The 13,139-nt window shown below is 68.1% G+C and carries 15 protein-coding genes; 10 read left to right on the top strand and 5 right to left on the bottom strand.

Going from position 1 to position 13,139, the window contains the following annotated elements; translation table 11 throughout:
• Positions 1–21: 21 nt before the first annotated feature.
• From NNI01S_RS23380 to NNI01S_RS23370, 3 genes are all read left to right on the top strand, one after another.
• Positions 22–495, top strand: coding sequence for a MarR family winged helix-turn-helix transcriptional regulator (locus NNI01S_RS23380; protein ID WP_063022266.1), 474 nt, complete (start codon positions 22–24; stop codon positions 493–495).
• Positions 492–1,736: an MFS transporter gene (locus tag NNI01S_RS23375; RefSeq protein WP_063022265.1), complete on the top strand. Its 1,245-nt coding sequence runs from the start codon at positions 492–494 to the stop codon at positions 1,734–1,736. The genes NNI01S_RS23380 and NNI01S_RS23375 overlap by 4 nt, the downstream gene beginning before the upstream one ends.
• Positions 1,737–1,829: 93 nt before the next feature.
• On the top strand, positions 1,830–2,582 hold the full coding sequence (locus NNI01S_RS23370) for a DUF427 domain-containing protein (protein ID WP_063022264.1): 753 nt from the start codon (positions 1,830–1,832) through the stop codon (positions 2,580–2,582).
• Between the two features lie 10 nt (positions 2,583–2,592).
• Here NNI01S_RS23370 and NNI01S_RS23365 read toward each other — a convergent pair whose 3' ends face one another.
• Positions 2,593–3,510, bottom strand: a complete 918-nt coding sequence (locus tag NNI01S_RS23365) for an AraC family transcriptional regulator (RefSeq protein ID WP_063022263.1) — start codon at positions 3,508–3,510, stop codon at positions 2,593–2,595.
• A gap of 96 nt (positions 3,511–3,606) precedes the next feature.
• Here NNI01S_RS23365 and NNI01S_RS23360 point away from each other — a divergent pair, with 96 nt between their 5' ends.
• Together NNI01S_RS23360 and NNI01S_RS23355 are read left to right on the top strand one after the other, a co-directional pair.
• A complete protein-coding gene (locus NNI01S_RS23360) occupies positions 3,607–4,656 on the top strand; it encodes a saccharopine dehydrogenase family protein (RefSeq protein ID WP_063022262.1) in 1,050 nt (349 codons plus the stop codon).
• A 30-nt stretch (positions 4,657–4,686) separates the two neighbouring features.
• Positions 4,687–5,097, top strand: coding sequence for a cupin domain-containing protein (locus NNI01S_RS23355; RefSeq protein WP_063022261.1), 411 nt, complete (start codon positions 4,687–4,689; stop codon positions 5,095–5,097).
• 6 nt (positions 5,098–5,103) lie between these two features.
• On the opposite strand, the gene NNI01S_RS23350 is transcribed toward NNI01S_RS23355, so the two are convergent.
• The 3 genes from NNI01S_RS23350 to NNI01S_RS23340 form a co-directional block, all read right to left on the bottom strand.
• Positions 5,104–5,973: an MBL fold metallo-hydrolase gene (locus NNI01S_RS23350; RefSeq protein ID WP_245676339.1), complete on the bottom strand. Its 870-nt coding sequence runs from the start codon at positions 5,971–5,973 to the stop codon at positions 5,104–5,106.
• 119 nt (positions 5,974–6,092) lie between these two features.
• Entirely contained in the window at positions 6,093–6,425 is a 333-nt protein-coding gene (locus NNI01S_RS23345) for a hypothetical protein (RefSeq protein ID WP_063022259.1), read from the bottom strand.
• The gene (locus NNI01S_RS23340) at positions 6,425–7,621 is read right to left on the bottom strand and encodes a 3-ketosteroid-9-alpha-monooxygenase, oxygenase component (protein WP_063022258.1); all 1,197 of its coding nucleotides are present in this window, start codon (positions 7,619–7,621) and stop codon (positions 6,425–6,427) included. Before NNI01S_RS23340 ends, NNI01S_RS23345 begins: the two co-directional genes overlap by 1 nt.
• Positions 7,622–7,819: 198 nt before the next feature.
• Between NNI01S_RS23340 and hsaA the strand changes: the two genes are divergently transcribed.
• The 4 genes from hsaA to hsaB are packed head-to-tail and all read left to right on the top strand — an operon-like array spanning position 7,820 to position 11,368.
• The gene (gene hsaA, locus NNI01S_RS23335; protein WP_063022257.1) at positions 7,820–8,983 is read left to right on the top strand and encodes a 3-hydroxy-9,10-secoandrosta-1,3,5(10)-triene-9,17-dione monooxygenase oxygenase subunit; all 1,164 of its coding nucleotides are present in this window, start codon (positions 7,820–7,822) and stop codon (positions 8,981–8,983) included.
• An 8-nt stretch (positions 8,984–8,991) separates the two neighbouring features.
• Entirely contained in the window at positions 8,992–9,870 is an 879-nt protein-coding gene (gene hsaD, locus NNI01S_RS23330; protein ID WP_063022312.1) for a 4,5:9,10-diseco-3-hydroxy-5,9,17-trioxoandrosta-1(10),2-diene-4-oate hydrolase, read from the top strand.
• A complete protein-coding gene (gene hsaC / locus NNI01S_RS23325; RefSeq protein ID WP_063022256.1) occupies positions 9,870–10,775 on the top strand; it encodes an iron-dependent extradiol dioxygenase HsaC in 906 nt (301 codons plus the stop codon). Before hsaD ends, hsaC begins: the two co-directional genes overlap by 1 nt.
• Before the next feature lie 20 nt (positions 10,776–10,795).
• Complete coding sequence (hsaB, locus tag NNI01S_RS23320; RefSeq protein WP_063022313.1) at positions 10,796–11,368, top strand: 3-hydroxy-9,10-secoandrosta-1,3,5(10)-triene-9,17-dione monooxygenase reductase subunit; 573 nt, start codon at positions 10,796–10,798, stop codon at positions 11,366–11,368.
• A 105-nt stretch (positions 11,369–11,473) separates the two neighbouring features.
• On the opposite strand, the gene NNI01S_RS23315 is transcribed toward hsaB, so the two are convergent.
• Complete coding sequence (locus NNI01S_RS23315) at positions 11,474–12,274, bottom strand: ATP-binding protein (RefSeq protein WP_157114932.1); 801 nt, start codon at positions 12,272–12,274, stop codon at positions 11,474–11,476.
• A gap of 152 nt (positions 12,275–12,426) precedes the next feature.
• Here NNI01S_RS23315 and NNI01S_RS23310 point away from each other — a divergent pair, with 152 nt between their 5' ends.
• Complete coding sequence (locus NNI01S_RS23310) at positions 12,427–13,116, top strand: YdeI/OmpD-associated family protein (protein ID WP_245676338.1); 690 nt, start codon at positions 12,427–12,429, stop codon at positions 13,114–13,116.
• The last annotated feature ends 23 nt before the right edge of the window (positions 13,117–13,139 follow it).

Below are 13,139 nucleotides of genomic sequence, written 5' to 3'. Positions count from 1 at the left end.
GCCTATGTAATAATATTTCCTGTGCGGCAAGCTCAGGTGAACGTAGCGGATGACATCGTCGTCGACCTTCTCGTCACCGCGGGCAGGCTCACCCGGCTGGCCGGGGTGCTCAGCGGCGACGACCTGCCGCGCGCCATGTTGCGGGCACTGGCGGTGCTCGACGAACACGGCGCGCTGCGGGTCAGCGAATTCGCCAGGATCGACCGATGTTCACAGCCGGCGGCAACGGCGCTGATCGGCAAGCTGGTCGCGGAAGGCTTCGCGACCCGACGCAAAGACCCGGAGGACTTCCGGGCCGTCGTCATCGAACTCACCCCGGCCGGGCGAAACCGGCTGGCCCAGTTCCGCCGAGCGTTCGCCGCCGCGATCGGCGGGAACCTGCCCGGCTTCGACGCCGAACGTCTGGAGCGGCTGGACACCGAATTGCACGACCTGCTGGAGGCCCTGAAAACGGCTACGCGACAGCACGATCCGATCCCGAGGGGACATCGATGAGCACATTGGCTCCCACCCGCGCCGCGGCACCGGCCGCGAACGACACCAAGCAACCGAAAGCCGTCTGGGCGGTCGCGTTCGCCAGCGTGATCGCCTTCATGGGCATCGGCCTGGTCGATCCCATCCTCAAACCCATCGGCGAACAACTGCACGCCTCCCCCTCCCAGGTGTCGCTGCTGTTCACCAGCTACATGCTGGTCACGGGCGTGGCCATGCTGGTCACCGGTGTGGTGTCCAGCCGCTTCGGCGCCAAGAAGACGCTGCTGGCCGGGTTGGCGATCATCATCGTGTTCGCGGCGCTGGCCGGCATGTCCGACACGGTGGCGCAGATCGTCGGCTTCCGGGCGGGCTGGGGCCTGGGCAACGCGCTGTTCATCGCCACCGCGCTGGCCACCATCGTCGGCGCGGCCAGCGGCGGCGTGGCACGCGCGATCATCCTGTACGAGGCGGCGCTCGGCATCGGCATCGCGACCGGACCGCTGGTCGGCGGCGTGCTCGGCGGAATCAGCTGGCGCGGACCGTTCTTCGGCGTCTCCGCGCTGATGGCCGTCGCGCTGATCAGCATCGTCGTCCTGCTGCCGGAAGGCCCCGAGCCCGCGCACCGCACCTCGATCGCCGCGCCGTTCCGCGCGTTGCGCCACCGGGGGTTGCTGATCGTGAGCCTCACCGCCCTGCTGTACAACTTCGGCTTCTTCACCCTGCTCGCCTACACCCCGTTCCCGCTGGACATGGGCACCTACGCGATCGGCTTCATCTTCTGCGGCTGGGGTGTGCTGCTGGCGATCGCGTCGGTGTTCCTGGCCCCCCGGTTGCAGCGCCGGTTCGGTTCGCTGCCGATGATGGGCCTCTCGCTGGCGCTGTTCGCGGCGGACCTGGCGATGATGGCCGTCTTCGCCGAGCACAAGCCGGTGCTGATCGTCGGCACCGTGCTGGCGGGCTTGTTCCTCGGCGTGAACAACACGCTGATCACCGAGGCCGTGATGATCTCCGCGCCGGTGGAGCGGTCCACCGCGTCGGCGGCCTACAGCTTCGTCCGGTTCGCCGGCGGCGCCGCCGCCCCCTACCTCGCGGGCAAACTCGGCGAGCACAGCATCTCGTTGCCGTTCTGGGTGGGCGCGGCGTGCACCGCCGCCGCGGTCGTCGTCCTGCTGGCCGGGCGCGCCGCCCTGGCCCACCTCGACGACCACGATCCCGCACCGCACAGCGTCGAGGAAGCGCAGGCCATTACGGTCGGCGACTGACCCCCGAGCGCATCGAAGGCAGCCACACGCGTGGCTGCCTTCGTCGTTCTTTCACCCTGGCCAGGGCGGCTGCGAGGAGTACGGTCGAGAGATATGACCGAAGCGAAGCGGGGCCGCGTCAGCGTCGAGACCAGCAAGAAGCGAGTGCGCGTCTACTTGGGCGGGCATTTGGTGGCCGACAGCGTGCGGCCGGTGCTCGTCTGGGAGAACCCGCATTACCCGGCCTACTACCTGCCGGTCGCGGATCTGCGCGCGAAGCTCGAACCGAGCGGGCAGACCCAGCACTCCGCGAGCCGCGGCGACGCGACCGTCTACGACGTCATGGTCGACAGCACGACGGCGGGCGGAGCCGCGCTGCGGTACCACGATTCACCACTGACCGAACTGCGCGACCTCGTCCGGCTGGAGTGGGGTGCGATGGACGAGTGGTTCGAGGAGGACGAGCCGATCTACGTCCATCCGCGCAACCCCTACTCGCGCGTCGATATCCTGGCCAGTTCGCGGCACGTGCGGGTGCAGATCGACGGCGTCACGGTCGCCGACTCGCGCACGCCGCGCATTCTGTTCGAAACCGGTCTGCCGCCACGGTATTACCTGCCGATGACGGACGTCCGCATGGATCTGCTGTACCCGTCGGCCACGCACACCAGCTGCCCGTACAAGGGCACCGCCGACTACTGGACCGTCCGAGTCGAGGGCAAGGAGTATCCCGACTACGTGTGGGGTTACCGCACGCCGCTTCCGGAGAGCCAGAAGGTCGCCGGTCTCGTCTGCTTCTACAACGAGAAGGTGGACATCTACGTGGACGACGAACTCCAGGAACGGCCCAGTTCGCCGTTCAGCTGAGTTCGGTGCGTCAGACCGCGACCAACGGTGGACTGTCGGCCGCACGGCGATACTGCCCTGGCGCCAGGCCGTATTCGCGTTTGAACGCTTTCGCGAAAGCGAACTCCGAGGCGTAGCCGACCCGCCGGGCCACGGCGCCGAGGCTGTTGTCGGTTTCGCGGAGCAGGCGGGCGGCGGTCAGCATGCGCCAGCGGGTCACGTAAGCCAGTGGCGGTTCGCCGACCGTCGCGGTGAAGCGGCGGGCGAGAGTCGCGCGGGAAACGCCCGCGATGTCACCGAGGTCGGAGACGGTCCACGCGCGCGCCGGTTCCTCGTGCACCGCGCGCAGCACCGACGCGACCGCCGGATCGGCGAAAGCGCCTGACCAGCCGGAGGATTGCGCATCGGCTTGCTCGTCGAACCAGGCGCGCAGGACGAACAACAGCAACGTCTCGAGGATCGCGGGCACGGCCGCGTCGCTGCCCGGGCGCGGCTCGGCGATCTCCGCGGCCAGCAGGTCGACCGCGCCGCGCAACGCGGGATGACGTCCCGGGCGTGCGGGCAGATGGATGAACTCGGGCAACTCGTCGAGCATCGGATGGCTGCGACCCCGGCCGAGTTCGTAAGCGCCGCAGAGCAATGCGGTCCGCACGCCGGGCCCCGCGATCTCCCTGGGCTCACCGGGCAGCGCGATCTCGGTGATCGGGGTGGCCAGACTGTCGACCAGGTCGTGGTCGGCCCCGCGCGGCATGAACAAGACGTCCCCCGCGCCGAGCGCCATGGGTTCGCCGCTCGGCGGCACCACCCAGCACGAACCCTGCAGAACCACGTGGAAACCCGCGCCCGGCACGACGGGATACCGGCGGCCCCAAGGAGCGTGCCGGATGAACAAGCCGGAGGTGGGGCTGCCGGTGCGGATGGCCGCGATGGCCTCGCTGAGAATGTCCACTATCTCACCGTAGCACTCTAGTAATGAGCGTTTGGAACAAACTATCGAGCTTCATGGGCATTGGTCGACTCATATCCGAGCAATAGATTCGTACACATGACATCCACCGAAACCACCCGCGCCATCGCCGTCTACGGCGCCACCGGACACACCGGCGGCTACCTGCTCACCGAACTGCGCCGCCGGGGCGTCACCCCGATCCTGGTCGGCCGCGACGGCGATCGCGTGCGCGCCGCCGCCGATGCCGTCGATCTGCCCGACGCCGACGTCCGGGTGGCCGAACTCGCCGACCACGCGGCCCTCGTCACCGCGTTCACCGGAGCCGACGTGGTGATCAGCAGCCTGCCCGCCTACGTCGAGCACGGCTCCGCGGTGCTCGCCGCGGCGATCGAGGCGGGTGCGCACTACACCGACATGTCCGGCGAGCAGCTGTTCCTGAAACGGGTCTTCGACGAGTTCGGACCGCGCGCCGCGGCGGCGGGCGTCACCCTGGTCTCCGGCGTCACCGACAGCAATCTCCCCGGTGACCTGCTCGCCCACCTCACCACGCGGCGCGCGGCCGGACCGGCCGAGGTGGTGCTGAGCCACCTGAGCAAGAGCGGCGGCAACGGTTCCAAAGGCAGCGCCAAGACGGTGTTCGCCGGCCTGGACTGGTTCCGCGGGGGCGGGTGGCACTATGCCGATGGCGAACTGCGCACCGGAGCGACGGCACGCCACGACACGATGACCTTCCCCGGCCACACCGAGCCGACTACGGTCGCGAAATTCCCACAGCCACCGGTCCTGACCATCCCCCGGCACTCCGACGTCTCCTACGTCGAGGGCGTCCTCGCCACCTCGATCCTGGAGACACTCGGCGGGTTCACCGCCGAACTCATCGACACGCTGCCCGACGCGCCCAGCGCCGACCTGCGCTACGACCTCGTCGTCGACACGTTCGGCGCGGACGGGCGCCGCGTCCGCGGTGTGCTCAGCGGCGTCGACTCCTACCGCGACTCGGCCCTGATGGCGGCGGAAACCGCCGTTCGGCTCGCCGAGGGCTCCCCTACACCGGGCGCGCTGTCCCCCGCCGAGGCGTTCGACGCCGCCGATTTCCTCGATGCGCTGGCGCCGTTCGGAATCACCTGGCGGATCGACGAGAGCTGAGCGGCGGCGCCGATCGGGCATAGTCGAACGATGACCGACAATCGACCGCCGCTCGCCGTCGCACTCGATCTCGCGCCGCACCCAGAGGGCGGCTGGTATCGCGAAACCTGGCGCAGCCCGGTGGAATTCATGCCAGAGGGCTACCCGGGCCCGCGTGCGGCGGCGACGGCGATCCATTTCCTGCTGTTGCCGGGCGAGCAGTCCGCCCCGCACACGGTGCGCTCCGACGAGCTGTGGCTCTGGCATCGCGGCGGGCCGCTCGCGCTGGACATCGGCGGCGAAGTGGTGACCCTCGGCCCCGACCTCGAGCAGGGGCAGCTGCTCCAAGCCGTGGTGCCCGGCGGCGTCAGTCAGTCGGCGCGGCCTGCGGGCGCGGAATACGTCCTGGTCAGCTGCATTGTCTCGCCGGGGTTCGACTTCGCCGACTTCCGGCTGGACTGACCGGATTCACCGCACCGGCACGGTGGCGAACTGGGCGAGCTCGTGCGGATCGTGCGCGCAGAACATCCGCACCCGGTCGCCGTGGTCGGCGTGCAGCGTGCGCAGGCGCTCCAGATTCTCCACCCGGGCGCGCCCCAGCGTGCTCGCCAGCACCTCGAAGACACCCAGGCCGACCGGCGGCCGACCCTTCCCCGCCGCCAGTTGCCGATGGTGGAAATAGGCGTCACCGCAGTGCAACAACCATCCGTCGCTCTGCCGGACCGCGACACCGCTGTGCCCGCGGGTGTGCCCGACCAGCGGGATCAGCATGATGTCCTCCAGCACCGGGACGGCGGTGAAACCGAACCACGTGTCCGCCCCGGTCTCGTGAGCCAGCCAGCGGGGCCCGTGCTCCCACTGACGCGGCTGGTAGCGCAGTTTCTCGCCGAGGGTCGGGCGCTGGGTCGCCGCGTCGAGTTCGTCGGCGAAGACGTGCACCGTGGCGTCGGGGAAGTCCGACAGCCCGCCGGCGTGATCGAGATCGAGATGGGTCAGCACGACGTGCCGGACATCCTCGCGCCGATAGCCGAGCCCGCGAATCTGGTGCAGCGCGGTGAGCTCCGGACGCAAGCGGGGCCGCAGCAGCCGCGCGCTGCCCGCCCCCAGCCTGGCGCGGTCGAGCACGTCGGCCATGCCGAATCCGGTGTCCACCAGCACCAGTCCGTCCTCGGACTCGACGAGCAGGCAATGGCCGACCAGTCCGCCGGTCAGCAGCCCACCGCTGCCCAGCAGCGCGCGCCCGCCGACCGGGCACATGGTCGCGCAGTCCAGATGCCGCACCAGCATCGCGGAAACTCCCTCCTGCGGCGCCGGATCGAACGGTATCCGTTCCGGCACGAAGGTCCTTTTTGTTCCCGTCAACGTAGCCGGAGCACGGCTCGGCCGCGACAGCGCGGTCACCGCCGCGGCGATCGGCGGGCAAACCGATCAGCGCCCACCTGCCCCGAACAGCCTGATCACTCAGGTATTTCGAGCACGCCCTCGTCCACGGCCCAGGCGATGGTGCGCTCGAGGTTCGGACAGGAGTCGGGGCGGCCCGGCCCGTGGCCGCGCGCGCTCAGTTCGGCGAAGACCGGGCAGCGCTCGGCCGGGTCGCCGGTCCACTGCACCGAGGTCTGGTGCGTACTGCTCTTGCGCACCAGCACCTGGCTCTGGCAGGCCTGACACCGCAGCGGGGTCAGGCCGTCCTCCAGATAGCGCTGTTTGTCGACCACCGTCTGGGCGCGCACTTCGGCTCGCCGAGCGGGCTGGTCGGCGAAATCGGGTGCCTTCGCCCAGGTGGCCGCCATCAGACGCCGGCCTCGGCTTCCTCGGACTCGCGCTTGCGCCGCAGGTTCTCCGCGACCTCGGCCTCCCACGCCTCGTTGGCCTTGGTGGTGTCCACCTCGAACTCGAAGCGCTGGGTCATCTTCTCGGTGACGTCGGCCAGGTCGACGTAGAACTGGTCATACCAGCGACGCAGCTGGTAGACCGGCCCGTCCTCCTCGCACAGCAGCGGGTTCTCGACCTTGGACTTGTGCTTCCAGATCTCGACGTCCTGCAGGAAACCGACGCTGATGCCCTCGGTCATCTTCTCCGCCAGCTTGGCCGCCATCTCGCCGTCGACGCCCTTCGGCTTCTCCAGCGTGATGCCCCACTGCAGGACGAACGAGTCCTGGGTGACCGGGTAGTGGCAGTTGATCAGGACGCTCTTGACCTCGTAACCGCTGTAGATATTGATCAGCGGGTTGATCATGTACGAGGGGCCGAAGTACGAGGCCTCGGACTTCAGCAGCGTGTCACCGCCGTACTTGGAGGCCATGCCGATGTCCGGCCTGCCCTTGGTCTCCAGGAACTGGGTGGCGATGTGACCCTCGAAGACGTTCTTGAAGTACGTCGGGAAGGCGAAATGGATGTAGAAGAAGTGGGCCATGTCGACCACGTTGTCGATGATCTCGCGGCAGTTGGCGCCCTCGATCAGCATCGAGTTCCAGGTCCAGTCGGTCCACCCGCTGTCGAGTTGCTCGCTGGGGTTACCGTCGGCGTCGGTGTAAGGGCCCTTGATGTGCGGGATCGTGACCTCGGGCGGCGGCTGGCTGCCCTCGTGGTCGTGCCAGACGAACAGCTGACCGTTGCGCTCCAGCGTGGTCCACTTCCTGGTACGCGCCAGCGGCGGCACCCGCCGCGCGTACGGAATCGCGGTGCACTTGCCGTTGGTGCCCGACCAGCGCCAGTCGTGGAACGGGCAGGCGATGTCGTCGCCCTTGACCTCGCCCATGCTCAGGTCGCCGCCCATGTGCCTGCAGTAGGCGTCCAGCACTCGCAGTTCACCGTTGCTGTCGGCCCAGACGACGAGCTTGGTGCCGAAGACGTTCACCGCGTGCGGCTTGCCGTCCCGGAACGTGTTGGCCAGACCCAGGCAATGCCATCCCCGCGCATAGCGGGTCGGTACGGCGCCGACATCCAGCTCCCGGACCTTCGCACCGGCCTGTGGCGTAACTGCCATCGCGTTTCCTCCTCCATCTGTACTAGAACACGTTACAAAACTGGCGCTCTGGATGCCAGCGATTCCCCTCACTTCCTGCATGAGCGCATGTCCAGGCAGGGGTGGACACCGGTTCTCGACAGAAATAGGAACCTGTTCTAGTCTCAGAGGCAAATGAGATTCCGGACATCAACCGACCAGGCAGGAGCAGGTCCCGAGATGACGCAAGAAGTGACCGAACGGGTCGAAGCGCTGTTGCCGACGTTGCGCGAACGCGCACAGGAGGCCGAGGACCTGCGGCGCATCCCCGACGAAAGCATGAAGGCGTTGCAGGAGACCGGCTTCTTCCGGCTGCTCCAGCCCAAGCAGTGGGGCGGTCACGCCGCCGATCCGGTGGTCTTCTACGACACCGTGCGCAAGATCGCCAGCGCCTGCGGGTCCACCGGCTGGGTGGCGGGCATTGTGGGCGTGCACAACTGGCACCTCGCGCTGTTCGCGCAGCAGGCGCAGGAAGACGTCTGGGGCGAGGACACCGAAGTGCGGATCTCCTCCTCCTACGCGCCGATGGGCGCGGGCACCGTGGTCGACGGCGGCTACCTCGTCAACGGCGCGTGGGCCTGGTCGTCCGGCTGCGATCACGCCACCTGGGCGGTGCTCGGCGGCCCGGTGATCAAGGACGGCAAGCCGGTCGACTTCGGCAGCTTCCTCATCCCGCGCGACGACTACCGCATCGACGACGTGTGGAACGTGGTCGGCCTGCGCGGCACCGGGTCCAACACCGTCGTGGTGAAAGACGTGTTCGTGCCCTCGCACCGGTTCCTCAGTTTCCGCGCCATGAGCGAGCTGAAGTCGCCCGGCCTGGAACAGAACACCGATCCGGTCTACAAGATGCCCTGGGGCACCATCCATCCCACCACGATCTCCACTCCGATCGTCGGCATGGCCTACGGCGCCTACGCGGCGCACGTCGAGCACCAGGGCAAGCGGGTGCGCGCGGCCTACGCGGGCGAGAAGGCCAAGGAGGACCCGTTCGCCAAGGTGCGCATCGCGGAGGCCGCCAGCGACATCGACGCCGCGTGGCGGCAGTTGTCGGGCAACGTCGCCGACGAATACGCGCTGCTGGTGGCGGGCAAGGAGATCCCGTTCGACCTGCGCGTGCGCGCCCGCCGCGACCAGGTGCGCGCGACCGGCCGATCGATCGCCGCGATCGACAAGCTGTTCGAGAGCTCCGGCGCCACCGCGCTGTCCAACGGCACTCCGCTGCAGCGCTTCTGGCGCGACGCGCACGCGGGCCGGGTGCACGCGGCCAACGATCCCGAGCGCGCCTACCTGATGTACGGCACGCACGAGTTCGGCCTCCCTGTCACCGACGGCATGGTGTAGGGGTGACCGTGACATCGACCGCGGAACTCACCGCCGAATCGACCTCGCGCTACGCGCAGGTGCGATCCGATCTGCGGCTGCACTACCACGAGGCGGGCGTGGGCAACGGGCCGACGATCGTCCTGCTGCACGGCGGCGGGCCGGGCGCGTCCTCGTGGTCGAACTTCGCGCGCAACATCCCGGTGCTGGCCGAGCACTTCCACGTGCTCGCGGTGGACCAGCCGGGCTACGGCCGCTCCGACAAGCCCACCGAGCATCCGCAGTACTTCGTGCACAGCGCCTCGGCGCTGAAGGATCTGCTCGACCATCTGGAGATCACCTCCCGGGTGCACCTGCTGGGCAACTCGCTGGGCGGCGGCGCGGCGGTCCGGTTCGCGCTGGACTACCCGGATCGCGCCGGGAAGCTGATCCTGATGGGCCCGGGCGGGCTGAGCACCAACCTGTTCGCGCCCGACCCGACCGAGGGCGTGAAGCTGCTTTCCAAGTTCAACTACGAGCCGACCAGGGAGAACCTGGAGGCGTTCCTGCGCATCATGGTCTTCGACCAGTCGCTGGTCACCGACGAGTTGATCGACGAGCGGTTCGCCTCGGCGAGCACGCCCGAGGCGCTGGCCGCGACCCGGGCGATGGGCAAGTCGTTCGCGAGCGCGGACTTCGAGAAGGGCATGCTCTGGCGCGACGCCTACAAGTTGCGCCAGCCGGTGCTGCTGATCTGGGGCCGCGAGGATCGGGTCAACCCGCTCGACGGTGCGCTGGTGGCGACCAAACTGATCCCGCGGGCACAGTTGCACGTTTTCGGTGGATGCGGACACTGGGCACAGCTGGAGAAGTTCCACGAATTCAACCGGCTCGCGATCGATTTCCTCGCGGGCGTCAAGGAGAAGTGATGGGCATCCGTTCACTGGGTTATCTGCGTATCGAGGCGACCGACATGGCCGCCTGGCGGGAGTACGGGCTCAAAGTCCTCGGCATGGTCGAGGGCAAGGGCGCCGACCCCGAAGCGCTGTATTTGCGCATGGACGAGTTCCCGGCCCGGCTGGTGATCGTCCCCGGCGAGAAGGACCGGCTGCAGATCTCGGGCTGGGAAACCGCCAACGCCGAGGAGCTGCAGGACATCCGCGACCGGTTGGACGCGGCCGGTGTGCCCTTCAAGGAGGGCACCGCCGCCGAACTGGCCGATCGCCGGGTGTACGAGCTGATCCGGTTCGACGACCCCTCCGGTAACACGCTCGAGGCGTTCCACGGTGCGGCGCTGGAGCATCGCCGGGTGGTCAGCCCATACGGGCACAAGTTCGTCACCGAGGAGCAGGGGCTCGGGCACGTGGTGCTGTCCACCAAGGACGACAAGGCGGCGCTGGAGTTCTACCGCGACGTGCTCGGCTTCCGGCTGCGCGACTCGATGCGGCTGCCACCGCAGATGGTCGGCCGCCCGGCCGACGGCGAGCCCGCCTGGCTGCGCTTCTTCGGCTGCAACCCGCGCCACCACTCGCTGGCGTTCCTGCCCATGCCGACACCCAGCGGCATCGTGCACCTGATGATCGAGGTGGAGAACGCCGACGACGTCGGGCTGGCCCTGGATCGCGCGCTGCGCAAGAAGGTCAAGATGTCGGCGACGCTGGGACGGCACGTCAACGACAAGATGCTCTCCTTCTACATGAAGACGCCGGGCGGGTTCGACGTCGAATTCGGTTGTGAGGGTCTGGAAGTGGACGACCACGACTGGATCGCGCGGGAATCCACCGCGGTCAGCCTGTGGGGCCACGACTTCACCGTCGGACAGCGGCAGCAGTGACCGAGAGGGCGAGCGAAACGATGACCGCGGACGGATCCGAGATCGATCCACGGCAGTTCCGGAACGTGCTGGGGCAGTTCTGCACCGGCATCACCGTGATCACCACCTTCGACGGTGACGGGGCGCCGATCGGCTTCGCCTGCCAGTCCTTCGCCGCCCTCTCCCTCGAACCGCCGCTGGTGCTGTTCTGCCCCACCAAGGCGTCCCGATCCTGGGCGGCGATCGAGAAAACCGGCCGCTTCTGCGTGAATGTCCTCGCCGAACAGCAGCGCGAGCTGTGCGCCCGCTTCGGCTCCCGCGAGCCCGACAAGTTCGCCGGCGCCGCTTGGCACAGCTCCGATCTGGAACTCCCCGTCCTGGACGACGCGCTGGCCACCATCCAGTGCACGGTCGACAGCGTCGTCGACGGCGGCGACCACTACATCGTCATCGGCCGGGTCCAAGCCCTCTCCGAAACCACCACCACGGGCCGCCCCCTACTGTTCTACCGAGGGCAGTACACCGCCATCGAACCGGAGAAGACCACCCCGGCCCCGTGGCGCGCGGACCTGGAGCACTTCCTGACGACGACGACATTGGACACCTGGCTGTAAGCCGCTCGACGAGGACGCCGCGACGCGCTACGGAACACTCGTAGCGCTCACCTCGGCCGCGAAGCGCGATCTCATCTCCACACCAGCGCCCGTCGGGCCGCGCGTTCACGAGCGGCCGTACAGTTCGTCCGGTCCGATCAGCTCGACCGCGCCTTCGCGCTCGGCCCGTTGCAGGTCCTCGCTGAATCCCGCGCCGGAGAAGCAGAGCAAACGCATGCCGGTGACATCGAATTTCCCGCTCGCCGTCAGCAGTTCCCGGATGCGCTGTAGCCGCTCCAAGTGGCCCAGGCCCATCACCTCGTTCCACTTGGCCTCACCGATACCGAGCAGCGGGGGGCGACCGTCCTCGGCGTAACCGATCGCGACGACATCGACCTCATGCGTCGTACGGTTCACCGAATCATTGACCGTGCCCGACGAAACCTGCACCGGAAGGTCACCGAGCCGACTCCGGCCAGTGGCTTCGTGGGCGAAAAGCATCGCCCACTCGCGGCAGATCCGCTCGAAGTGCGGGCCGATCACGTTACTCGTGTACCGATGCGAGGCCCGTTGCCAGATACGGCGGGTGTCGGCGGCCAAGGTCAGCTGAGGCCAGAACGGCCGCATGATCGCGTGATAGAAGGTGACCAGCGGTTCGGCGATGCGGAAATCGCTGCGGTTGGCGCGGAACGCGTCGGGTTCGCGAGTGATGAATCCGGTGTCCTCGAGCACGGTCAAAGGGTGCGCCAGCGTATTCACCGGGCGGCCGACGTGACCGGCGATGCCGCCCCGGCCGGTGTTGCCGGTGGCGATGGCGTTGAGCACCGAGTGATAGAGCGCGCCGTCGCGGAGATCAGGCTCCTCGGCGAGCAGGTACCGCGCTTCCAGGAACATCGGGCTTCCGGGGGACAGGATGGCTCGAACCACCCAATCATCGAAATCCGCGAGATCCGCAGGCGCGTCGTAGCGAATCATCTCGGTCCGACACGCCGGCGTGCCGCCCACCACCGAATGCACGAGCAGAGCCAGCCGCGCATCGGTGATCCCCCAGAACTCCGCTGCTTCTTCGTGAGTGGTACATGAGCGCGTCGAAACGCGAGATGACCGCACGCTCATGTACCACTCGAAGGGTTAAGTGCTCATTCGGTGAGCACTTTGGGACGGAGGATGGGTGGGTAAGGGAGCACCGGATTTGGGAGGACGCCGTGGGCCGGTTCGATGAGACAGGGATCTTGGATTGCGCTGACCTCGGGCAGTGGGAGGAATGGCTTGCGGTCAATCACTCGCGAGCAGACGATGTGTGGCTGAAGATCGCGAAGAAGGGGGGCGGGGGCAACACGATCAGCAATGCCGAGGCGCTCGACGGGGCGCTGTGCTTCGGCTGGATCGACAGTCATCGCCGCGGCCTCGACGCCGACCACTACCTTCAGCGATATTCACCGCGTCGTCCGAAGAGTCCTTGGTCGCAAGTCAATGTCGCCAAAGCCGAAGCGCTGATCGCCGCGGGCCGCATGCGTTCACCCGGCTCGGCCGCCATCGCCGCCGCCCGGTCCGACGGCCGATGGCAGGCCGCCTACGCGCCTCAGCGCACCGCCACCTGTCCTGCCGATTTGTCCGCCGCTCTCAGCGAAAGCTCGTGCGCCCGAGATCGTTTTGATCAGCTCGACCGCACCGCGCGGTACGCGCTGTTCCTGCGGCTGATGAAGTCGCGGACGTCCGCCGAGCGCGCCACCCAGCTGCGCAGGATCGTGATGGAATTGAGCGGATAGCGGTCCGGTCATGCGCGGAAATC

The organism is Nocardia niwae NBRC 108934 = DSM 45340, assembly GCF_001613465.1.
Lineage (GTDB): Bacteria > Actinomycetota > Actinomycetes > Mycobacteriales > Mycobacteriaceae > Nocardia > Nocardia niwae.
Note: the sequence above shows the minus strand (reverse complement) of the source record. Positions and strands in the feature narration are given on the sequence as shown.

What these genes read in the sequence shown, in the direction of transcription:
- hsaA (WP_063022257.1), top strand. Translation starts at nt 7,820, where the DNA reads ATGACGCAAGAAGTGACCGAACGGGTCGAAGCGCTGTTGCCGACGTTG.
- NNI01S_RS23340 (WP_063022258.1), bottom strand. Translation starts at nt 7,621, where the DNA reads ATGGCAGTTACGCCACAGGCCGGTGCGAAGGTCCGGGAGCTGGATGTC.
- NNI01S_RS23345 (WP_063022259.1), bottom strand. Translation starts at nt 6,425, where the DNA reads ATGGCGGCCACCTGGGCGAAGGCACCCGATTTCGCCGACCAGCCCGCT.
- hsaC (WP_063022256.1), top strand. Translation starts at nt 9,870, where the DNA reads ATGGGCATCCGTTCACTGGGTTATCTGCGTATCGAGGCGACCGACATG.
- NNI01S_RS23310 (WP_245676338.1), top strand. Translation starts at nt 12,427, where the DNA reads ATGAGCGCGTCGAAACGCGAGATGACCGCACGCTCATGTACCACTCGA.
- NNI01S_RS23375 (WP_063022265.1), top strand. Translation starts at nt 492, where the DNA reads ATGAGCACATTGGCTCCCACCCGCGCCGCGGCACCGGCCGCGAACGAC.
- hsaB (WP_063022313.1), top strand. Translation starts at nt 10,796, where the DNA reads ATGACCGCGGACGGATCCGAGATCGATCCACGGCAGTTCCGGAACGTG.
- NNI01S_RS23355 (WP_063022261.1), top strand. Translation starts at nt 4,687, where the DNA reads ATGACCGACAATCGACCGCCGCTCGCCGTCGCACTCGATCTCGCGCCG.
- NNI01S_RS23370 (WP_063022264.1), top strand. Translation starts at nt 1,830, where the DNA reads ATGACCGAAGCGAAGCGGGGCCGCGTCAGCGTCGAGACCAGCAAGAAG.
- NNI01S_RS23360 (WP_063022262.1), top strand. Translation starts at nt 3,607, where the DNA reads ATGACATCCACCGAAACCACCCGCGCCATCGCCGTCTACGGCGCCACC.